We start from the raw sequence: 22,116 nt of genomic DNA, 5'->3' as shown, positions 1-22,116 counted from the left end.
AAATCTTGTGTTATTATGTTGTACACCTATACATTTTAAACAAAAATGTTTATAATTTTAAAGTTAATAGAGGTGAGATTCTGATCATGAAAAAAGTAAACTATGTTAAAAAGCATCACATGTATTTAATGAATCATGAAAATGGCGATGTTATCGAAGTTAGAATGGACAAAAAGAATAAATCTTTCAAGAAGTTAAGACTTTATCGTCAAGATGGTTTAGGGAACTACTATTTAGATCCACATGCCGAGCTGAAAGATCAGAATAGTCCTGCCACTAAGGAAAACATCGTTGAGGCCGGTAAGAAAGTTAGTCGCCATATTTCCGATACCAAAAGCTGGCACCATAAAGTAAGACCCGTTTTCAACTCTGACCATCAAATTATCGATTTTGAACCAAGACTTGCGTTAAAACATCATACGCACATTCAAAATGCCAAGAGATATTTGCGTCACTTAGATAATCACCATGCTGATTTCTTATTCCGTAAAAACAACAAGGGCCGCTTGATTGCACCTTGGAATTACGTGAAAGACGCTATTTATGAAGACCGTAACAAAGAAATGGTTTTGGCTCATAAAGTACATAAGTTGACTAAATAGAAAAAATCTCCCAATAGTTTCCATTACGAAGCTTTTGGGAGATTTTTTGTTAGATTTTAATTCTTGTTTTGGCTACTTCACTAATGAAGTGCTGATCGTGTTCAATCAAAAGCATTGCCGGTTGCTTTTCTTTGAGTAACTTAACTAATTGATCTTGGTTGAAGACATCAAGATAGTTCGCTGGCTCATCCCAGAAATAGAGATCGGCTGGTTCAACTAATGATTTAGCTAAGGCCACCCGCTTCTGCTGACCCATGCTCATCTTTTCAATCGGGGTATTAAAGTCACTCCTAGGAAAGCCCATCTTTTTCAAATTATTCAAGAGCTCTTCATATGAAATCTTGTGTTTAGCAGAAAATGCCTTCAAATCACCTGTATATTCTGTGAAACCTTGCGGCAAATAGGAAATGCGTAAGCCCTGAATCTTTTCAATACTTCCTTGATGAGTGGTTCCTTCTTGCCTACTTAGCAGATACTTTAATAAAGTGGTTTTTCCTGAGCCATTATCACCTTCTAGGGCTACTACACCTTGATTCTGCATAATCAGTGTGAGATCGCTAAAAAGCTGCTTGTCGCCAATTTTTAGACCAAAATCTCTCACTTCAAAAAGAGTTGAGTGGTAATTCTTTTCGAAATTCATTTCAAGGCTTGGCACGTCTTCAATGTTGACCATCAAGTTTTCTTTCTCATCTATTCTTTTATCGATTCTATTTCTAGTATTGATGGCTTTTTTCATCATTTTAGCTGCTGCATGGCCAATCGCACCTTTATTCAAACGAGTGCGGCGATTCAAAACATGTTGCGTTTTCATGCCAGAATATTTTTGCGCTTCAATACTGTCAGACCAGTTATTGAACTGAACATAGGTCTTGTTAAGCTGCTTAATCTCGCCCTTTAGCTTCGCATTTTTATCCCGGTTAAATTGATCGCGTCGGTCTTTGGTACCTTCATAGCTAGCGTAATTACCTTGATATAAGTGAATCTCAGTGTTTTCAATCGCTAAGACATGATCAGTCACTTGATTTAGGAAGTCGCGATCATGGCTAACAACAATGTAGCCTTTATCATGTTTTTTCAAATAATCAGCAATCTGAAAACGGCTATGTTCGTCCAAATGATTAGTTGGCTCATCGATTAATGGAAAACTGTCTTCTTCCAAAAACGATGTCGCTAAGAGCACTTTAGTCTGTTCTCCGCCGCTTAATGTAGCAAAAGGCTGCCAAAGAAGATCTGGATTAACGCCCATTAAGCGCAGTTCTTTTTCAAGTTGCCATTGCTGAAAATCAAGCTGCTCTTGCAATTCATACAGTGCGATATTTTGCGGATCGTTAACTTCAAGTGGGAAGTAAGAAAATGTTAGATCTGTTCTGATTTCCCCAAGTCCGCGCAATTTTCCTCGCAGAAGATTTAAGAAAGTCGTCTTACCCCGGCCGTTTCTACCGACAAGTCCAAGCTTCCATGAACTATCTAAGTCCAAATTCAAGTTGTTAAAAATGTTGCCACTAGCGTCTTCATACCCAAAGGAAAGGTTAATCACTTTAATATTGCTCATCAAAAATCACCTCACGCAAAAAGAGAGTCCGCACTTTCAGCAATAAAGTACAGACTCTCTTCTTAATTTCGGTGTATGAAAAAAGAAGCATCTCGCCTATCTTTAAATCTTGCTAAAAAGTGCATAGTATCCCTTATTTAAAAAGAACTTTTATTTGACTATGCTTGATTTGTAAGATTAAAGACGCAACGGCGAACACTTCTTTCTGTATTTGATTTCAATTGATTAATGGAAGTTTATCATCTTCCAAAATGATTGTCAAAATAATATTTCTTTTTACTTGTTTTTATAATTTCAACATATTACAGTCGTTTTGAGGTGAAATTTATGCGTAAACAAGTTCCAATGTTAAATAATCCAATTACAAATGATGAGTTCTTATCCTTGATTGTTGATTCATTTCAATCAGTAATCTTCGGTACAGTTGATGAAAATGGTGATCCCCATACTAATGTTGCCGATATTGAAGTAAAGAACAGCGATAAGTTAATCTTTGCCACCACTTATCAAAAAGCTTTCTATAACCGGCTGAAGAACCATCCCCGCATTTCAATTACTGGGCTTAAGGGCGATGAAACTTTATCAAGTGTCGGCTTTACTTTAGATGGTTTGGTTCAAGAAGTTGATCAAAAATACTTGGATGAAATCTTTGCAAAAAGGCCCGAAATGCAACAAATTTCGGCTAATCATTCTGAGCGCCGCGAGATCTTACGTCCTTTTGCAATTATCCCAATTAGCGGTTCAATTTATGACTTACGTCAGCAGCCAATTTTCCAAAAAGGACTAAAATTCTAAAAAACATGTTGACATTAAAAATACATGTATTATGATAATTGATGTAAGTTTTAAACAAACAGGTTTTAAAAAGGAGTCTTCACTTATGACAAAATATGCAATTACTGCCGCAACTGGTAACTTAGGACAAGCTGCTGTTAAGGAATTAAACAAGTTGGTTGGTGCTGACAACGTTGTTGTTATCGCACGTAATGAAGAAAAAGCTGCTAAACTTTTCCCTAACAATGAAGTTCGCCGCGGCGACTACGAAGATGTAGAATCAATGAATGCTGCTCTTAAAGGCATTGACCGCGTCCTCTTTATTTCTTCACAACCCGGTGGCAAGATCGGCCGTGCTGAAGAGCATCAAAACGTTATAAATGCTATGAAAAACAACAGCGTTAAATTCGTTGCTTATACCAGCTTCCCTGATGCACAAAATTCAACTACCCCATTAGCTGAAGATCACAGAATTACCGAAAACGCCATTAAGGCTGCTGGAATCGAGCACTCATTCTTACGCGACAACTGGTACCTTGAAAATGAAATTGGCTTCTTGCAAAGCGGCAGTGCTAACCAACCTGTCCTTTACTGGGCAAATAACCATGCTGGTTGGGCACTTGAGCGTGAATATGCCGAAGCTGCTGCAAAGATTGTTGCAAACGATAATCCACAAGAAGTTTACGAACTTGCTGGAAAAGCTAGAACCTACGATGATTTAGGTCATGCTCTTCAAAAGGCAACTGGCAACGATTTTGAAATTAAGCAAGTTTCAGAAGATGACTACATTGCTGCACTTGAGAAGACTGGCTTAGACCATGACACTGCTGCCCTCTTTGCATCATTTCAATCACCAATTGATACCGGCGCACTTGATGAAAATTCAGATGATTTAGAAAAAGCATTAGGCCATGAATTAACTCCAATCGAAGATGCAATTAAAGAAATTCTTGCTCGTTAATTGACGACAAGTTACAATAACCATATGAAATACTCTTATAAATTAAGTGACGCCATCCACTTACTCAGCTACCTAGAAATTGTTAAAGATGGCGATCTTTCAAGTAAAGCAATTGCTGCAAGTATTGAATCTAATCCAAGTATTGTGCGTCTATTGATGTCAGAATTGCGTAATGCTGGCATTATCGAAACTCAAAGAGGTAAGGTTGCTCCTGTGTGGAAGAAGAAGCCAAAAGATATCAGTTTATATGATGTCTATCAGGCGATCAATATAGACCATACGCTTCTTCACGTTGATCCTAAGACTAATCCAAGATGTGTAGTTGGTAGTAACATTCAAGATTCACTTAATCACTTCTATGATGAAATTGAAGACTTTGCCTATATGCGAATGAAGCAGATTACTTTGGCAGATGTGATTGATGATATTCTTGAAAGACAAGAGAAGAAAGAAAAGATGAGTTAAACAAAAAACGCCGCTCAATTATAAACTTTGACAGGTTATTGAGTAGCGTAAGTAAAAAGCAAATTTAACTACCGCTCTTAAAGCGGCCTGTTTCAAAGGGGAACTCCGAGGGGGTTCCTTTTTCATTAACTATTTCTTATTCAATTCACTATAGTAATTGACAATTACACCCGACAAGCAGCCAAAGAAAATCAAGCCATACAGCGTCAAAGTAACACAGATAATCCGTCCCAAAATCGTAGTTGCGACAAGATCACCATACCCAACAGTCGTTGCTGTGACAAAGGCATACCACAAACTATCACCATAACTATGGAGGCTCGGCTCTGCCAAATACAAAATCCCGCTTGCAACAAGTAGATAGGTCACAAAAGACGCCGTAAATTTATTAAAGCCGGTAGTTGTAGTGATTTTTCTCAATATTCTTAGATTTCGCATTATGATCCCCTATTTAATTTGACGTTTTCATTTTCAGTCTAACACGAGATAGAAAAATCAAAAACATTAACATTTCTTAAAATTAAATGTTTTATAATTACTGTGCTAACAGGATAATTTAAACTATTAGTTACCAATAAAACCCAAAATTTAGTAGAACTAATATACTGGAGTGTGATTTAAGTGAAAAAACTAATTCTTTGGGGTACTATTTTTGCGTTGTTTGTCATAGGAGGTGGCGGAGCCGGCGTTTATATTAGTAATAATAATCACCAAAATCCGCCTGCAAGTGCTACCAACAGCAAATCTAACAAGCAGAATTCAACATCCAATAGTATGAATGATAAAGTCGATAACTCTTCTAACTCATCTGATTCATCAAATTCAGATTCAAGTAGCAGTTCTTCAAGTTCCAGTTCGAATACAAAGCAAGAAAACAAGAATTCTGCCAAAAAACAATCTTCTACTAACGAGAATAAACAAAGTAGTCAATCTCAAAGTAGCGAGCAGAATAATAAACAAGAAAATAATCAATCATCAACTCAGTCTTCTAACGAAACGCAATCTAATGATGACAGTGAAGAAAACTAAAAAAGACGATGTTTCATAATTCATAATGAATTACAGAACATCGTTTTTGTTTACATTGAAATTTTTACCTTCTCCACGGTGTATCATAGTCAAACCAGCGATTAGCACTATGATCCGCTAAGCGTGTCCAAGGATAAACTTCTTTTCCTTCTTTTACTAACATATCTTCTAAATAATCACGAACTTTCCACACATCATTCGGAACAGGATTATTCATCTGTAGAGCTGCATCTAATGCTGCTGGAGAAATTTCAGCTTCACGGCAAATCCTGTCTTTTTCATATCCTAAGCGATCAAAGTTTTGTTGTAATTCATTGCGAGTATTTTTAACTTCAGTCTTAGTTAACATTGTTATCCCTTCCTCACGTATTTCTAAAATCAAGTACAGTTTTGCTTTCATCATAGCATGGCTAGACAAGTTAAAAAAAACACGAAATTCGAAAATTTCGTGTTTCTTTATATCTTTATATCTATCAATAATTGATAGTTTTATCTTCTCTTTTTACGACGCGTACTAAGACCGAATAATCCTAATCCCACTGCAAGAACACCTGCAATAACTGCGAAACTATCTTTACGTGAGCCTGTTTGTGGCAAAGTATGTGCATTTTCATTTGTATTTGCCACTGCATTATGCTTAGCACCGATATTTTCTGAATAGCTAGCTTCCTTTGCAGGAACTGATTCATTGTATTCCTTCTTAAGCTTATCCTTATCATCATTCTTAGGAAAAACCGATTCACTGGTCTTCTTCGGCTTGTTCGGAATAGCTGGCTTCTTATCCTTATTCTGATTATCATTTGGCTTTGAAGGTTTGCTTGGCTTATCAGGCTTCTTATCTGGAGTAAGTGAACCTGGATTATCCTTCTTCGGCTCAGTAGGTTGTGGATTTGGTTCAGGTTCTGGGGTAGGTGTTGGAGTTGGCGGTACTACTGGAGTATCATCAATTCTCTCAACAACAAATTTAGTAACACCATTTTCAATAGTGATCTGTGATGACACGTCAGAATCTACCAATCTGTAATCTTCTGGGACATTTTGTCTTACATTGAAGTCAACCTTGTCGCCATAGTTAGATGAATCTGTACCGATATTGTCGATTGTCTTGATGACATTACCTTCGCTATCAACGTATTCAATCTTTTGACTAGCGGCAGTGATTGTGTAAGTAAATTCACCAGTTACATTGACTGTGTAGTTTGGATTATTATCTTTAAGCTTCTTCAAACCATTTTCGTTCAAAGTAATGGTGTAATTACCAACATTAGTTGGAGCCTTACCATCTGGTGTGTTCCAGCTGAAGTCATCTAGTGTTAAGCCATCCTTATTGAGGTTTGCACCAGACAAATTATTAAGCAAAGTTGGAAGATCAACGTTTGCTGGCTGACCATCTGAAACTTTAGAACCGTTACCTGACAAAGTTACATCCATTGTAGCTGGAGTAATAGTCAAAGTACCCACTTTTTGGTCAGTAGTTGGCCAATCAAAGTTTGGATTCAACTTCTTGAGCTTAGCAATGCCATCTGGAGTTAAGTAAACTGTGTAGTCACCGACGTTGGTTGGATCTACTGGTTTACCATCTTTGCCCTTAACTGTGAAGTCACCACTAGTTAAAGTACCAGCTGGAATTTCAGGAATTTTAGCATCTGGAGATGTCAAACTAATTGGGAAGTTGCCTGGATCAATCACTTGTGGATTACCTGTGTATGTTTCAGTTTGACCGCCATTTCCTGAAATAGTAATTGAAGCTGGAGTAATTGTGAACTTAGCATTTCCAGTAACCTTATCACTTGCTAAAGTTACATTTCCTGCACCGTACTTTTCCGTAAGTTGCTTTTGCAAGTTTTCAATTCCAGTACTACTCAAAGTTAAAGTGTAAGTACCAACATTGGTTGGATCTGCTACATTCCAAGTGTAATCTCCATCCTTCAATGTGTAAGTAATCTTATCACCATTAATGCCAGTCATCGTCACAGTGATGTTGCCACCTTTGTAAAGATCATCAGTGCTAATTACTTGTCCATTGTAGATACGGCTATTTTCACCGCTCACAGTTACACTTGCTTGAGCAGCATTGATTACTAACTTACCAACTTCTTGTTCAGTCGTTGGCCAGTTGTAATTTGGATTCAACTTCTTGAGCTTAGCAATACCATCTGGAGTTAAGTAAACTGTGTAGTCACCAACATCGGTTGGGTCTACTGGCTTACCATCTTTATCCTTAACAGTGAAGTCACCACTAGTTAAAGTGCCACTTGGAATAGTTGGAACCGGACCATTACCATTAGGCTTCAAACTAATTGGGAAATTGCCTGGATCAACTACTTGTGGATTACCTGTGTATGTTCCAGTTTGCGTATTATCGCCTGAAATCGTGATGTCATCCTTGTTGATTGTGAAGCTAGCTTCTCCTTTAAGATCATCGGTTGAGATCTTAACGTTACCTTCACCCCACTTAGCATTAATTTCGCTTTGCAAGTGAGTAAGACCGTCTGGACTTAACTTGAATGTGTAATCACCTGCATTAGTTGGCGCATCCCCATTTGGAGTATTCCAAGTGTAGTCACCATTTTGTAACTTGTAAGTTACAGTTTCAGTACTATTTGGAATGCTAATAGTTACTTCAACTGAGCCATCTTTGCTATTGATTTCAGCGGTAGTTACTGGCTTACCATCATAAGTCTTAGATGACTTACCTGAAAGATTTGCAGTAGCTCTTGCTTCAGTAATTACATAACTACCTTCACCGCTAATAGTCGTTTTAGCCCAATTAAGGTTGTCTGAGTTATCACTATTTTGCAAAATCTTATTCTTACCAGCCTCAGTCAATTGAATAGTGTAACTACCAACGCCACTTGGTGCAGTTGTGTAAGTAACACCATCTTTTACCCAGACATAATCGCCAGCTTCTAAAGTAAGAGTTGGATTACCTGGAGCAGTAATAGTTAAGCTTGGTTTAGTAGTGTATTTATCAAGAGGAATTGGGGTATTATCAAATACCTTTTCAGCACTAGCATTAAACTCAACTTTTGGTGTAGCCTTTTGAATTTCAAAAGTACCAGTACCAGCATTATCAAAGTTGTAACTATAGTGAGTTGAATCAACCTTAGCAATATTTTCCTTACCTTGTGCAGATAATTGAACCTTGTATGTTCCAACATTGGTTGGGTCTTGATTTGGAACAAACTCTAAATCGCCAGCAACTAACTTGTAACTTTGACCATTTCCAAGAGTTACCTTGTAGTCAGCAACATTAATATCACTATTTGTAAACTTATTGCCAGTGTAAGTTACCTTTTGACCATCACCTATATTAGTTAAGGTTACTGAAATATCAGTTGCTGAATTTACTGTATAAGTACCAGTTGCACTATTTACCCAATCGTAGTTGTTAGTTTGAGATTGAAGCTTCTTAAAGCCTTGGTCACTTAAAGTTACAGTGTAGGTACCAAGTTCAGTTGGCACAGTAGTTTGACTTTGACCATCCTTAGTAAAGATGTAGTCACCTGCTTCAACTGAAAGAGTTACGCCATCTGGAACATTAACAGTTACATTGTTGTTTGTTGAAATACCAGGCTTGAAATCATTTGTATCAAATGAGCCTTTGCCATATTCAACGCTTTGTTTAGCTGGTTTATCAAAGTTAACAGTAGCTTGAGCCTTACTGATATCGTAAGTTGGTGTACCAGTGATTGTCACATTAGTCCAATCAAGGTTATCGGCATTAACTGCCTTTACCTTGTTGATGCCAGTTTGAGTCAACTTGACTGTGTAGTTACCTGCATCGCTTGGTGCAGTAGTGTAATCAACACCATCCTTAGTCCAAACATAATCAGTACCTGCTTCAAGAGTTACATTATTTGTACCAGGTGCAGTAATTGTAATAGCTGGTTTGTAGCCATTAATTGGCGTACCATCGTAAGTCTTTTCACCTTGACCAGTGAAGGTTGCAGATGGCGTTGCCTTGCCAATCTTGAAGTCAACAGTGCCAACGTTATCAAAGTTATAACTGTAATTATCACCTTGGACAGCAGAAATATGTTGCTTACCTTTATCTGATAATTGAACCTTGTATGTTCCAACATTTGTTGGATCTTGGTTTGGAACAAATTCCAAATCACCATCAACTAATTTGTAAGTTAATCCATTTCCAAGGTTAACGCTGTAATTATCAACATTGATGTTGCCATTGTTGTATGCAGCAGCCTTATAAGTTTCAACTTGCTCACCAGAAAGAGTGACGCTGACGTTAGTTGCTTTAGTGATTGAGTATGTACCAATAGCCTTGTTTTCCCAGTTATAGTTGTTGGTTTGTGATTGAAGTTTTTCAAATCCACGTTGACTCAACTTAACAGTGTAACTACCAAGTGCAGTTGGTTCAGTAGTTATGGTATGACCATCTTTATCAGTAAATTCATAATCACCATCAGCTACTGACAAGTTAACACCTTCTGGAATACTTAAGGTTAACCCATTATTAGTTGAAATCTTTGGTTGGTAATCACTAGCTTTGAACTTACCAGTTTGACCAGTGTATTCAACAGGATCTTGGCCCTTACCAGCAAAGGCAACGGTTGCAGTTGCCTTATTAATAGTGAAGCTTGCGTTACCTGTTACTTGACCAGCAGCAATTGTAACGTTACCTGAACCGTATTGTTTATCAAGTTCTGCTTGCAAGTTTGCGACACCAGTACTATTCAAAGTAAGAGTATATTTACCGGCATTAGTTGGATTGGCACTATCCCAATCATAGTCGCCTTGTTTCAATACATAAGTAATTTCAGTATTTGGATCTAAGCCCTTAATTTTTACACTAATCGTTGAACCATCTGTGTAAAGATCAGCATTAGAAACACTTTGACCGTTGTAAATTCTACTATTTGAACCACTTACTGCTGCAGTCGTTGAAACTGAGTTGATAATTAAATTACCAATGTTAATTGGACCAGTTGGCCAAGTATAGTTAGGTAGCTTAGCTTGAAGCTTCTTCAAGCCACCCTCAGTCAAAGTAACTTTGTAAGTACCGTGATCAGTTGGGGTAATTGGTTTGCCATTATCATCAGTAATTACATAATCACCACTCGTTAAGATATTAGAAATATCTGGCGTTGGTGCTTCATCTTGTGGTGTCAAAGTAAGTGGGAAATTGCTTAGATCAAGTGTTGGTGTTGACCCATTGTAATTGCTAGTTTGAGTACCATCACCACTTACATTGATCTTAGCTGGGACGATTTCGTATTCAACGTAAGATTTAGTTGGATCATAGTTAATCGTCAAGCCACCAGATACACCTTTCAATTTATCCAAACCATTTTGGTTCAAAATAATGCGGTAATCACCAATGTTAGTAGGCGCACCTGATAAGACATTTCCTTGGTTATCTGTGTATGAATAATCTTCTGAAGTTAATTGAGCATCTTTAATAGCATTGGCAATATTTTCAACTGGAATATTAGTATTTGAAGATTCAACAGTGTGAGTAATTGCACTGATCACATCGGCAGCAACTGGTTGCTCCTTACCATTATAAGTATTAGTGATCTTATCATGCTTAATAGTGAGATCTAGATCAACCTTACTATATTCAACATTGACAACGATTGAACTATTAGCTGATGTGACTGAAACACCCTTCAAACCAGTAATAATACCGTTTTGATCTTTTACTACTTCTGAATAGTCATTGCCATCATTCAATTTAGCGCTTGAAATGTAGTAACCTTCTGGAACGTTTGAATTACTCCATGCTGGCCAACTACTATTTTCAGATTTCCATGCACTATCTCCAGCAGTAGCATCAAGATCATTGCCACCTTCTGGATTTACCCAGCCAATAACCTTTCCAGTTACCTCATCAACTATTGCAGTTCTATTGAAGGTAACACTTTGTTCAACAGATGGAACTTGGGTTGGTAAACCATTCACATTAATCGTACGAGTGATGGTCTTAGAAAGTGAGACCTTATCTGCATCTGTACTTGAACTTGGCCAAGTATCATTAGGTCCCACAGTTTTATGCTTATGAACAAGTGGAATAACAATTGGAGTGTTTGTTGCTTCAAACGTGTAACTTGTTGGCAAACTTACTCCATTAGCTAATTCATATCCTTCTGGAACAGCTAGATTCAAATTACTATCAGTTTCTCCAACGAGACCATTAATAGTAATCGTCGATCCAACTTGCTTATTATTGTCATCTGCGTCAACAAAGGTAATGGTATTGCTTACTTTGTCTCCTTGGTAAGTAATCGTTACTTTAACATCACTTGCATTAGCTAAAACAGTTGTCTGTGCTACTCCTGTTAGTTTGCCATCTGCACTAGTAACATCACCATAATTTCCATTTGCATCTGTAATTGATTTGATTGAATAGCCTGCTGGAACGTTTGATGGTATAAATTCATCCCATTTATTATTACTTGTCCAAGCATCATCACCGTTAGTGATCGTCTTGGTAGTATCACTTGGATCTACATAACCAATAACTTTATGAGTAACATTATCAACAACTGCAGTTCTAGTGAAAGTTACTTCTTGAGTTGTACCAGCAACTTGAGTTGGAAGACCTTCAACGGTAATCGTACGACTGATAGTCTTGCTCAAATCAACGCGATCACCACTTTCAACACTTGTTGGCCATTGATCAGGAGTACTTACATTAGTCTTTCCGTGAGTGACGTAAATGGTCAAAGCGATATTGCTATTAGGGAAAGTTGTTGGAAGTGTTGAACTGTTTGAACTGATTACATATCCTTGTTTTTCAAGACCAGTTTTAATTGCATCATAAGCAGTAGTTGCATCAGTTGGAACACTGCTACCTTGAGTACCAGTGATTGCTTGACCATTGTTCAACAAATCAGTTTCTGCTTGAATGGTTGTTGGATTTGCAGGATCATTCTCATCAATTACCTGGTAAGTAATTTTACGTTGAATTGGTACTGCTTGTAAGATTACAGTTGCTCCGTTATAGAAGTATTGAACCTTTCCACCAAAGACCGGTGTACCTTCTGGAGCATCAGTTTGCCAAGTCTTACCACCTGATTGCAGAGTTGCAGATTTAATTTCATAGTTTTCTGGAATAGAAGATGCCGCATTCTTATTAGCTAAATCAATAGCTTGTTGCTCAGTTAACATTGTATTATTTTGAGCGAGATTATAACTAGTACTTAAATCCGGAAGATCTACAATGTGCTCCACACCATCTGAATCAGTATATTGAAGCTTGAAGTTAATCTTAGCTTCCCCTGTAATAGTAATATTACCGGGCTTAACTTTATTAGCTGCAGTACTGCTATTATATACTGCCTCACTGCTGATAAATGGCTTAGTAGTATCTGAATAGAAGCCAGTACTTAGATATCCAGTCTTACCTGCATCATTTACCAAGTTAGGATCTGTACCTGTAAAAATCAAGCGATCGGAACGTCCATTATTATTCAATGATGCTACTTTAATAATAATTGACTTAATCTTAGACCAATCTGTTACTTGATCTGCTGTCACATATCCTGTCTCATCTGGCTTAGTACCATCAGGGTCACTGTTCTTCTTAAGGTCACCCAATTCTGTGGAGTATAAGAATGTATAACCTGACTTATCACCATCATAAACAGGTCTACCACTTAATTGGAAAGTAAAACTAGTATCTGAAGCTTGAGGTAAGTTTACCAAAGCAGCTACATTAGTTAAATTACTACCTGATCCATTAATCAAACGAACAGCATATTCCATCTCACTAGAGCCATAAAGATTGGAGATACCAGAATCAACCAAAATATCATTCTGATTACCTTTAGCAACGCTAGCCGTATTAGCACCACCGACTTGATTAATAGTAAAATCGGATTTTCCGACATAATAAAGATTAGACGTGTTACCCTGTACCCAATCTGGATTAAAAGTTATGCCACTTGGAGCAAAGTCGCTTGTTTTATCAGGATTATAAGCAGTATTAGTTAATTTTGTCGTTGGACTAACAACATAGATCATCCCTTGATAAGTACCATTGGTTCCATCAGGTAGTGTATTAAGGTGAATTTGATTATTAGCACCTAGTCCAGCAAGAAAGTTATAGCCAGTACCAGAATAATCAATCTTTACAACTTGTCGTGATAAACCTGGAGTTTCTGTTGGAACAGTAAATAGTGATAACTTAGGCGCACCAGTTACTCCCTTATTAGTATTAGGCGTGAACTGAAACATCTTAGTATAGTCAGTTGAAAAATCATAAGCTGTGAACCACTCTGGCAAAACATAGTAAAAAGTTGGCTCATAGATATTATTTGTTAATCCACCACCAGAATAGACAGATAAATACCCGACATTAGATTGACCAGTTGATGTGATACTTTGATATCCATATATACCCGTACTAGAGGTTAAACTATCTGTTGAAACAACAGTTTGATCGACTTATGTTTTACTAGTCAAATATCTCGTTACATTTCCTTGTTGAACTGTTCCGGTAAAAGTCATATTGGCAACTAATTTGGTATTAGCTTTAACCGTATCTGGTACAGCACCATACGCTTCAAAAGCATTTACTGATTGGGTAGTTTGCTCCGCAAATTTATTAAGTGGCAATGTAGTAGCTGTACTTTGATCTCGTTCAAAGTCATCCGGACTAACTACGATATTAGTAATTACTCCGGTTCCAGTAATGGTTTCACCAGCATTTACTTGTCCTCGACTCGTTGTACCATCTGCGTAAGTAATGGTGTACTTATAGTTACTTGTGCCAGGAATAGTTGGTGTTCTAAGTTCAGTTACACCTAATCCTTTATCAAAATCAAAGGTAAAGTTACTACTATAATCAGTATATGATCCAATTGATTCATTAGTAGCACCAAAGTAAGCAACAATCTGTTTCTTTCCATTATTTAAAATCTGATTGCCACCATAAGCAGCTTGACCATAAAGCGGCATCTGACCTAGTGGAATCTGATCATTAGCACCATAGAAATCTTGACTTACTGTTGGACCATTCCAAGTCTTAGTTTGGCTGCCATCATCATTAAGTTTTTGAACAATCGTAATTGGAGCATCAGCCGTATAAGTAGTAGCTGTTTCTGGCATTGCAATATCATAAGAACCGACGAGTTGGTAGGCAGGTCCACTATTCCAGTTTTGCGTACCTGAACCTTTTGGCACAGTGATAATTACATTATTGCCTTCTTGGGTAATTGTAGTCTTATCCCCAAAATTATTGAGCTGCATTGTAGCACTTTGATCTAGCACATAACCTTTAGGCATTGGGATAGTAATTGTCGTACCATAATTAACAGCGCTATTAATTTTTTGAGAAGGATATGGAAGAGTAGATTGACCATCTTGTGCTGGTGCAACACCGTTAGTTTCATTAATTGCGAGCTGATAGATTGACTCATAATTAGGAATCATCTTCTTTAAAGCATTTTGATCAGAAGAAGTTGGATCAGGTTTACTTAAAGAAAATTTTGGATTCCAGGCAGGGTTAACATCAATATGAAATTCTGCGGATGTTTGCTCAACACCATTAATTGTCCAGGTAATATCCTTCACCGTAGGCTGAGTAATTTGCATTGGTGTTGACTTAGCACCATATCCATTATCAGGATTAATTGTAATAATTGGATTAATCACACCAGAAGCGGTGAAGTTATAAGTAACCACCTTATTAGTACCAACATCCTTTATAGAAGCACTCCCATAATTTGAATCCATAGTATGTGGAGTTGCAGGGACTATACCATAACTTGGAATAGAAATAGTGACAGTATCACCAGCAAGAACATTTCCGGAAAGAAGAACCTTAACAGGTTGAGTACCATCCGTAGTATTTCCCCAAGCATCTCTTGAAATATAGAGAGTATAGCGTCCATCAGTACTTGGAATTGTTATTGTTGCGTTTGCTTTAATTTCATCAGCTTCAGCTAGAGCTTCTGTTGCAGATGTCGCTGCTAAAACTTGGAAATTAGATACACCCGCAGTTCTAAGCATAGAATTAAGAGTATTAACGTCTAATTCTTTTCCATCTTTCCCCTTAACTTGTTTTTCAATAAGTTCTTGAAGATCGTTTAAATCTGACTTACTTTTATCAGCAGTTTCTGCATTCTTAGTATCATCAACGTTTTGGGCTTTTTTATTTTCTGCAGCATTAACAGACTGATCCGTTGTATTAGAAGTTTGCTCAGCAGCTTTTGTAGCAGACTTTTCAGAATCAGCTTGTGCATTGTTAGTTTCAGTTGTAGATTTTTCTTCATTAGAAACTACCGCATTCTTAGTATCATCAGTAGTTTCTGAAGATTTAGTTTCGATAGTAGCTTTTGCATCTACAGCTTTATCTTCTTGCTTAACACTATCATTTTGTTCATTACTTTCACTACTTGAAGAAGTAGCTTCTGTTGCGGATTCAGCCTTAACTTCGCTTGCAGTTACATAGTTATTTTTATTTTGCGGATTATCAGCCGCATCGGTAGCGTCAGAATCTATTGAAGAATCTGTTGTAGCAGCGTGAGCCTTTGGTGTACTTTCTTGAACTCCCACTCCTAAGATCAAAGTGGAGAGAAGTACTGAGCAAGCCCCGACACTCAGCTTTCTGATTCCAAAGCGTTGCTTACTATCATTATCTGTTTTGTTAAAGAACATAATATATACCTGTTCCTTTCCTCGAAATTTTATTAATACTATAACTCGTCAGATTTTAAAAAATGTTCAGTTATATTCCAAAATAATAACACCTTTGTTATGTATAGTATAGCATTTTTACAAAAAGATGAGTTGTAAGAGCTGACTTTTTAAGCGGTTAAATGAGGCTTCTATTTATAAGTATCTTATTATTACAATAACAATAAAACGTTATCTAAATTACAGATTCAACAATTGAATAGTTTTTTTCAGGAATTTGTTATTCTTCCTCTTGAATAGGATAGCTCAGCTAATGACATCAAGAAAAACTTTTGATTATGAACTAAAACGAGCCCTTGGTCATTACAACCAAGAGCTCGTTAAAATACGCTAGATTTTTTCTAAAGCTTATTAAAGCAGCGTTTTAAACTTATTTTTATTCCCATTCAATAGTGGAAGGTGGCTTGGAAGTTACATCGTAAACGATACGGTTAACGTTATCTACTTCGTTTACGATTCTATCTGAAATGTGACCAAGCACATCCCATGGAATTTGAGCAAAGTCTGCAGTCATCCCATCAATTGAAGTTACGGCACGAATACCAATAGTGTAGTCGTAAGTACGACCATCCCCCATAACACCAACTGAACGAATACCTGGAAGAACAGTAAAGTATTGCCAAATTTCTTCTTGAAGACCTGCATTCTTGATTTCTTCACGTAAAATTGCGTCACTTTCACGTACAATCTTAAGCTTGTCTTCAGTAACTTCGCCAAGAACACGAATACCAAGACCTGGACCTGGGAATGGTTGGCGCCATACCAAGTCATGTGGAATACCCAACTTTTCACCAAGTTCACGAACTTCATCCTTGAACAACTTACGAAGTGGTTCGATCAACTTGAAATGCATGTCTTCTGGCAAACCACCAACGTTGTGGTGTGACTTGATCGTTTGAGCAGTATTAGTACCACTTTCAATAACATCGGTGTACAAAGTACCTTGCGCTAAGAAGTCCACATCCTTTAACTTCTTGGCTTCTTCGTTGAAGACTTCGATAAATTCCTTACCAATGATCTTACGCTTTTGTTCAGGATCTGTTACGCCCTTTAATTTATTCAAGAAGCGTTCTTGAGCGTTAACGCGGATAATGTTAACACCTAAGTCCTTGTTCAAAGCCTGCATTACTTGATCACCTTCGTCTTTACGAAGCATACCGTGGTCAACGAAAATAGCAGTCAATTGATCACCAATTGCCTTATGAAGAAGAGTGGCAGTAACACTTGAGTCAACACCACCAGAAAGACCTAAGATAACCTTCTTGTCGCCAACTTCCTTGCGGATTTCATCAACTTGCATGTCAATGAAGTCATCCATGGTCCAGTTAGCCTTAGCACCGCAGACCTTAAAGGCAAAGTTCTTCAAAATGTCCAAACCATATTCAGAATTACGTACTTCTGCGTGGAATTGAATACCATAGAACTTCTTCTCATCATTAGCAATTGAAGAAATTGGACAGTTCTTACTTGATGCAGTTACCTTGAAGCCTTCAGGTGCCTTAGTTACCAAGTCACCGTGACTCATCCAAACGTATTGCTTGTCTGGTAAACCTTCAAACAAGACAGCATTTGGATCAGTGACTTCAATGTCAGCACGACCGTATTCAGAGTTATCAGCCTTTTCAACGTTTCCGCCCAAGTCGTAACTCATTAATTGCATCCCGTAGCAGATACCCAAAATTGGAATACCTAATTCAAAAATCTTAGGATCTACTTTCAATGCGCCTTCATCATAAACACTGTTAGGACCACCTGAGAAAATAATTCCTTTAGGTGCCATTTCTTTAATCTTGTCGATACTTAAATCGTGTGGTAAAAGCTCAGAATAAATACCGAAGTCACGAATTCGACGGGTGATTAATTGATTATATTGACTACCGAAGTCAAGAACAATAATCTTATCAAAATCATCTAGATTCTTAGACACTACTCTTCTCCCTCTTTTTAGCTACACATTTTTAATTAACTCTACTAGGAATTTTTTAAAAGGTCAATCAATATTTCTTAAATATGCGTAAATGTTCAGCTTTAACACCTGTCAACTACTAGTTGCAACCGTTAGTTGCCTAAGGTGCAAGCAAAAAGTTCTTGTTAGCAACCAAAGTTTTTTGTAAATTAAAAACATCGAAAAACAGAAAGGATCACCTATCATGAAATTAGGTCAAAAAATTTCAGAGTTAAGAAAAAAGAATCATCTCTCTCAAGAAGCCTTAGCTCAAAAAATGAATGTTAGTCGTCAAGCTGTTTCAAAATGGGAATCAAATCAATCCATCCCTGATATTGAAAAGATTGTCGATTTATCTGAACTATTTGGCGTTACTACTGATTATCTTTTGAAGAACGGAACACCTTCTTTTGAAGTGACAAATACTTCTAAAGATGAACAAGAAGATGAAAGTCTCCCCGTTTTAAAAGATGAACAGATTGAACAATATCTTAAAGTTGCAAAGAAAGCCAATCATTACGAAAGTTTAGCTCCTGCCCTTTTCTTCTTAGCATTTGCCGTCTTCCAAGCTTTTTTAACTCTACAAGTAATATTCAGTAATGTAGATAGAATTTTTCAAACTATTGGTTTTGTTCTCGCGATTATCACCATTGCCTATGGTGTGGGTTCATTTGTCAATGCGAAACTAATAATGCGTGAATTTAAAGACATTAATCAAAACCAGTTCACTTTAACTAATAAGCAAAAGGATAATCTCACATTTATCAAACAAGATTTCAGGAAAAACAATAATAAGCGCATCATTTCTGCAGTTGTTCTCACGATCTTGGCCTTTATTCCGCCAATCGTTATCAGCGAAATGCATACTGGTGATAATTTATCAGTGCCGCTAGTAGCAGTAATTTTCATTTTACTTAGCTTAGCCAGTTATGAACTTACATATTACGCAGTTCAAGCATCTGCTCTATCTAGAATTTCTTTAAGTAAAAAAATACTATCCAAACAAGATAGAGATCTATTAACTTTTAATAGTGTCATTTCCTGGGTAATTATCTTCTCCAGTTACATTCTATTTAGCCACTACATTTCATATAGTCTGGCCAATCTATTATTCTGCTTTTCCTTAGTTGCTTATGTAGTCGCTACTTTGATCTTTTTCAAAAAGAAAGCGCATTAAGCCGCAAACTAGTCCCTCTTTTAGTAATTAGATATAATTGAAATATAAACTATATCACTTGTCTAATATATACGAAAGAGGTGTCCAATCATGAACTTAACTAAAGAAAAAGTCGATCAATTCTTGCAAGCTCGCAAAAAAGCAGCTACTACTATTGCTACTGGTGTGATGCTCTGTATTCTATCCCCTATGTCATTACTAGTCTTGCTAAGTCTATCTAAATCAGACTTAATCACGCTCCCCAGCAATGCAGCATCAGCAATTGGCATCATTATCTTACTTGTTATTATTGCTATCAGTGTTGGCTTATTTGTTTCAGCGGGTTTTAAGCTCAATTCTTTTGAAAAGCTCGAATACGATAATTTCAATCTATCCACTGAATTGATCAATAAAGTGCAAAAAGCAAAAGATCAATATACAAAGACATACGCTACAATGACTATATCCGCTATTGTGATTTTCATTCTTTCCGCAATTCCTGTCATCTCTGGTGCATTCTTTGAAGACGTAGCTGATTTTGAAAACATCATGATTAGTCTAATCGCCATTACTCTAATCCCAATTTCAATCGGAGTTTTCTTACTAGTTAAATGCAACACCATTATGAACAGCTACAACGTTTTACTTCAGACTGACGACTATACTGTCAAAAACAAACTGGGGCGTAAAAAAATGGAAAAATACGCTGCACTTTACTGGATGATCGCATCTCTTTTATACTTAAGCTACAGCTTCATCACTAATGATTGGGCACACAGCTGGATTATCTGGCCCATCTCCGGAATTCTATATGTAATTATAGAAAAAATATTTGCTCTTAGTTATAAGGATCTTCCTTCTAAAGAATAATCGAACGTTATTCAATAATTTTCCTCTTGTGTTCGGCAACCTATTTTGTTAAGATTAAGCCAACACAAATATCTATATAAAGTTGCAATATGGGCAACAGTTTCTACCCACTACCGTAAATAGTGGACTATAGGTAAACGAAAATTAAGATAGTTTCTTAACGGCTTGTTTTACCTAAATTTAGGTGAAGCAAGCTTTTTTGCTTGAGGAGGATTTCAGTTGAAGTTATTAGAAGACAGAATTAGAAAAGACGGGCAGGTACTACCAGGCGACGTATTAAAGATCAACTCATTTCTTAACCACCAAGTTGATCCCCAATTAATGATGGAAGTTGGTAAAGAATTTGCCCGTTTGTTCAAAGACGGTGGCGTTACCAAGGTCTTAACTTGTGAGGCATCTGGTATTGCACCAAGTATCATGGCCGCATATCAATTGAATGTGCCAATGGTCTTTGCTAGAAAGAAGAAACCTTCAACTTTGAACGATGCTGTCTACTGGGCTGATGTCTTCTCCTACACTAAAAAAGTTGAAAACAAGATTTGCGTTGAAGAAAAGTTTTTGTCAAAAGATGATACTCTATTGATTTTAGATGATTTCGTTGCTCACGGTGAAGCAGTCAAAGGGATGGTCAACATTGCCGAACAAGCTGGCTGCAGTGTAGCTGGTATCGGTGCAGTTGTTGCTAAGACTTTCCAAGGTGGTAGCGACTGGATCAAAGACCACGGCTACCGTTTTGAAGCTTTAGCTAATATTGATAGCTTTAAAGATGGACAAGTTCATTTCCTAGGTGAGGATTAATGCAAAAAGAAGTTAATCATAAAAAAGCTGCAGTTCTTGGCTTGCAGCATCTTCTAGCAATGTATTCCGGTGCAATCGCAGTACCATTGTTAATTGGTAATGCCCTGCACTTTAATAGTACCCACATGACGTATCTTGTCTCAATTGATATCTTCATGTGCGGTTTAGCAACACTTATTCAATTATTCCGTAACAAGTACTTCGGAATTGGACTTCCTGTAGTACTTGGCTGTGCCATTCAAGCTGTTGCACCTCTTGAAATGATTGGTCAGAAGTTTTCGATCAATACCATGTATGGTGCAATCATTGTTGCCGGAATTTTTGTCTTCTGTATTGCCGGTTGGTTTTCTAAAGTAAAAAAGCTATTTCCACCAGTTGTAACTGGAACGCTAATCACAGTTATCGGGTTAACTTTAATCCCCGTTGCCGTCCAAAACATGGGTGGTGGCAATGCTAGTGCTAAAAATTTTGGAGATCCTAAAAATTTAGTTCTTAGCTTTGTAACTGTTTTAATTATTCTTTTAGTAGAAATATTAGCTAAAGGATTCCTTCGTTCAATTTCAGTGTTAATCGGTTTAGTTGCTGGTACTTTACTTGCTAGTGCAATGGGGATGGTTTCCTTAGAACCAGTTAAACAAGCTGCCTGGTTCCACCTACCTCAAATTTTCTACTTCGGTGTTCCAGAATTTGAATGGTCATCTTCTTTAACAATGATTATCATTGCCCTAGTTTCAATGGTTGAATCAACTGGCGTCTTCTTTGCAATTGGTGATTTACTTAATAAAGACATCACTGAAGACGATCTCAAGAGAGGGTACCGTGCTGAAGGACTTGCTCAAATTTTTGGTGGGATCTTCAACACCTTCCCCTACACCACTTTCTCTCAAAATGTCGGCCTTCTTCAATTGTCTGGTATTAAAACCAAGCGTCCAATCTTCTGGGCAGCTAGTTTATTAATGGCAATGGGGCTTCTTCCAAAGATCGGTGGTCTAGTAACTATTATTCCAGACCCTGTTTTAGGTGGAGCAATGCTGGTCATGTTCACGATGATTGCTGTTCAAGGAATAAAGATGCTGGTTAAAGTCGACTTTAACGATAACCGCAATATGTTAATCATCGCTATTTCAATTGGCTTAGGATTAGGCGTGACTGTTTATCCACAAATTTTCCAAGCACTACCTCAAGCAGTGCAATTATTCTTAGGTAACGGTATCGTTGTTGCAAGTGTTAGTGCCACCTTACTTAACTGAAACTTGAAAGCACTAAATAAGCTGGAAGCTTTATAGGTTCTGGCTTTTT

15 protein-coding genes and 1 riboswitch are annotated in these 22,116 nt (G+C 37.2%); of the genes, 9 read left to right on the top strand and 6 right to left on the bottom strand.

Going from position 1 to position 22,116, the window contains the following annotated elements; genetic code table 11:
• The first annotated feature begins 86 nt into the window (after positions 1–86).
• The gene (locus FC46_RS04870; protein WP_057798429.1) at positions 87–602 is read left to right on the top strand and encodes a hypothetical protein; all 516 of its coding nucleotides are present in this window, start codon (positions 87–89) and stop codon (positions 600–602) included.
• Positions 603–651: 49 nt separating this feature from the next.
• Here FC46_RS04870 and abc-f read toward each other — a convergent pair whose 3' ends face one another.
• Positions 652–2,154 (bottom strand): ribosomal protection-like ABC-F family protein, encoded by a 1,503-nt coding sequence (abc-f, locus tag FC46_RS04865; RefSeq protein ID WP_057798427.1) that lies wholly within the window; start codon positions 2,152–2,154, stop codon positions 652–654.
• A 327-nt stretch (positions 2,155–2,481) separates the two neighbouring features.
• Here abc-f and FC46_RS04860 point away from each other — a divergent pair, with 327 nt between their 5' ends.
• The 3 genes from FC46_RS04860 (at position 2,482) to FC46_RS04850 (ending at position 4,354) form a co-directional block, all read left to right on the top strand.
• Positions 2,482–2,949, top strand: coding sequence for a pyridoxamine 5'-phosphate oxidase family protein (locus FC46_RS04860; protein ID WP_057798425.1), 468 nt, complete (start codon positions 2,482–2,484; stop codon positions 2,947–2,949).
• A gap of 85 nt (positions 2,950–3,034) precedes the next feature.
• Entirely contained in the window at positions 3,035–3,889 is an 855-nt protein-coding gene (locus FC46_RS04855; protein WP_057798423.1) for an SDR family oxidoreductase, read from the top strand.
• Between the two features lie 24 nt (positions 3,890–3,913).
• Positions 3,914–4,354 (top strand): Rrf2 family transcriptional regulator, encoded by a 441-nt coding sequence (locus FC46_RS04850; RefSeq protein ID WP_057798421.1) that lies wholly within the window; start codon positions 3,914–3,916, stop codon positions 4,352–4,354.
• 129 nt (positions 4,355–4,483) lie between these two features.
• On the opposite strand, the gene FC46_RS04845 is transcribed toward FC46_RS04850, so the two are convergent.
• Complete coding sequence (locus FC46_RS04845; protein WP_057798419.1) at positions 4,484–4,792, bottom strand: potassium channel family protein; 309 nt, start codon at positions 4,790–4,792, stop codon at positions 4,484–4,486.
• Positions 4,793–4,975: 183 nt separating this feature from the next.
• Here FC46_RS04845 and FC46_RS04840 point away from each other — a divergent pair, with 183 nt between their 5' ends.
• Positions 4,976–5,383: a hypothetical protein gene (locus FC46_RS04840; RefSeq protein ID WP_057798417.1), complete on the top strand. Its 408-nt coding sequence runs from the start codon at positions 4,976–4,978 to the stop codon at positions 5,381–5,383.
• 64 nt (positions 5,384–5,447) lie between these two features.
• On the opposite strand, the gene FC46_RS04835 is transcribed toward FC46_RS04840, so the two are convergent.
• The 4 genes from FC46_RS04835 to guaA form a co-directional block, all read right to left on the bottom strand.
• Positions 5,448–5,732: a DUF2316 family protein gene (locus tag FC46_RS04835; RefSeq protein ID WP_057798416.1), complete on the bottom strand. Its 285-nt coding sequence runs from the start codon at positions 5,730–5,732 to the stop codon at positions 5,448–5,450.
• A gap of 140 nt (positions 5,733–5,872) precedes the next feature.
• The gene (locus tag FC46_RS04830; protein ID WP_057798414.1) at positions 5,873–13,633 is read right to left on the bottom strand and encodes an MBG domain-containing protein; all 7,761 of its coding nucleotides are present in this window, start codon (positions 13,631–13,633) and stop codon (positions 5,873–5,875) included.
• 162 nt (positions 13,634–13,795) lie between these two features.
• Positions 13,796–16,009 (bottom strand): YSIRK-type signal peptide-containing protein, encoded by a 2,214-nt coding sequence (locus FC46_RS04825; RefSeq protein WP_057798412.1) that lies wholly within the window; start codon positions 16,007–16,009, stop codon positions 13,796–13,798.
• A 415-nt stretch (positions 16,010–16,424) separates the two neighbouring features.
• Complete coding sequence (gene guaA, locus FC46_RS04820) at positions 16,425–17,975, bottom strand: glutamine-hydrolyzing GMP synthase (RefSeq protein ID WP_057798410.1); 1,551 nt, start codon at positions 17,973–17,975, stop codon at positions 16,425–16,427.
• 223 nt (positions 17,976–18,198) lie between these two features.
• Here guaA and FC46_RS04815 point away from each other — a divergent pair, with 223 nt between their 5' ends.
• The 4 genes from FC46_RS04815 (at position 18,199) to FC46_RS04800 (ending at position 22,067) form a co-directional block, all read left to right on the top strand.
• Complete coding sequence (locus FC46_RS04815; RefSeq protein ID WP_057798408.1) at positions 18,199–19,170, top strand: helix-turn-helix domain-containing protein; 972 nt, start codon at positions 18,199–18,201, stop codon at positions 19,168–19,170.
• A gap of 90 nt (positions 19,171–19,260) precedes the next feature.
• A complete protein-coding gene (locus tag FC46_RS04810; protein ID WP_236702292.1) occupies positions 19,261–20,019 on the top strand; it encodes a hypothetical protein in 759 nt (252 codons plus the stop codon).
• A gap of 52 nt (positions 20,020–20,071) precedes the next feature.
• Positions 20,072–20,169, top strand: a riboswitch (purine riboswitch).
• Positions 20,170–20,238: 69 nt separating this feature from the next.
• Entirely contained in the window at positions 20,239–20,817 is a 579-nt protein-coding gene (locus FC46_RS04805; protein ID WP_057798404.1) for a xanthine phosphoribosyltransferase, read from the top strand.
• Positions 20,817–22,067, top strand: coding sequence for a nucleobase:cation symporter-2 family protein (locus FC46_RS04800; protein WP_057798402.1), 1,251 nt, complete (start codon positions 20,817–20,819; stop codon positions 22,065–22,067). Before FC46_RS04805 ends, FC46_RS04800 begins: the two co-directional genes overlap by 1 nt.
• Positions 22,068–22,116 lie beyond the last annotated feature (49 nt).

Origin of the sequence: Lactobacillus kalixensis DSM 16043, assembly GCF_001434335.1 — a bacterium.
Classification (GTDB): domain Bacteria; phylum Bacillota; class Bacilli; order Lactobacillales; family Lactobacillaceae; genus Lactobacillus; species Lactobacillus kalixensis.
This window is presented reverse-complemented; position numbering and strand designations above follow the sequence as displayed.

Coding starts and splice junctions, on each gene's coding strand:
- FC46_RS04845 (WP_057798419.1), bottom strand. CDS start 4,792: ATGCGAAATCTAAGAATATTGAGAAAAATCACTACAACTACCGGCTTT.
- FC46_RS04835 (WP_057798416.1), bottom strand. CDS start 5,732: ATGTTAACTAAGACTGAAGTTAAAAATACTCGCAATGAATTACAACAA.
- FC46_RS04855 (WP_057798423.1), top strand. CDS start 3,035: ATGACAAAATATGCAATTACTGCCGCAACTGGTAACTTAGGACAAGCT.
- FC46_RS04810 (WP_236702292.1), top strand. CDS start 19,261: ATGAACTTAACTAAAGAAAAAGTCGATCAATTCTTGCAAGCTCGCAAA.
- FC46_RS04825 (WP_057798412.1), bottom strand. CDS start 16,009: ATGTTCTTTAACAAAACAGATAATGATAGTAAGCAACGCTTTGGAATC.
- abc-f (WP_057798427.1), bottom strand. CDS start 2,154: ATGAGCAATATTAAAGTGATTAACCTTTCCTTTGGGTATGAAGACGCT.
- FC46_RS04850 (WP_057798421.1), top strand. CDS start 3,914: ATGAAATACTCTTATAAATTAAGTGACGCCATCCACTTACTCAGCTAC.
- FC46_RS04870 (WP_057798429.1), top strand. CDS start 87: ATGAAAAAAGTAAACTATGTTAAAAAGCATCACATGTATTTAATGAAT.
- FC46_RS04800 (WP_057798402.1), top strand. CDS start 20,817: ATGCAAAAAGAAGTTAATCATAAAAAAGCTGCAGTTCTTGGCTTGCAG.
- FC46_RS04860 (WP_057798425.1), top strand. CDS start 2,482: ATGCGTAAACAAGTTCCAATGTTAAATAATCCAATTACAAATGATGAG.
- FC46_RS04815 (WP_057798408.1), top strand. CDS start 18,199: ATGAAATTAGGTCAAAAAATTTCAGAGTTAAGAAAAAAGAATCATCTC.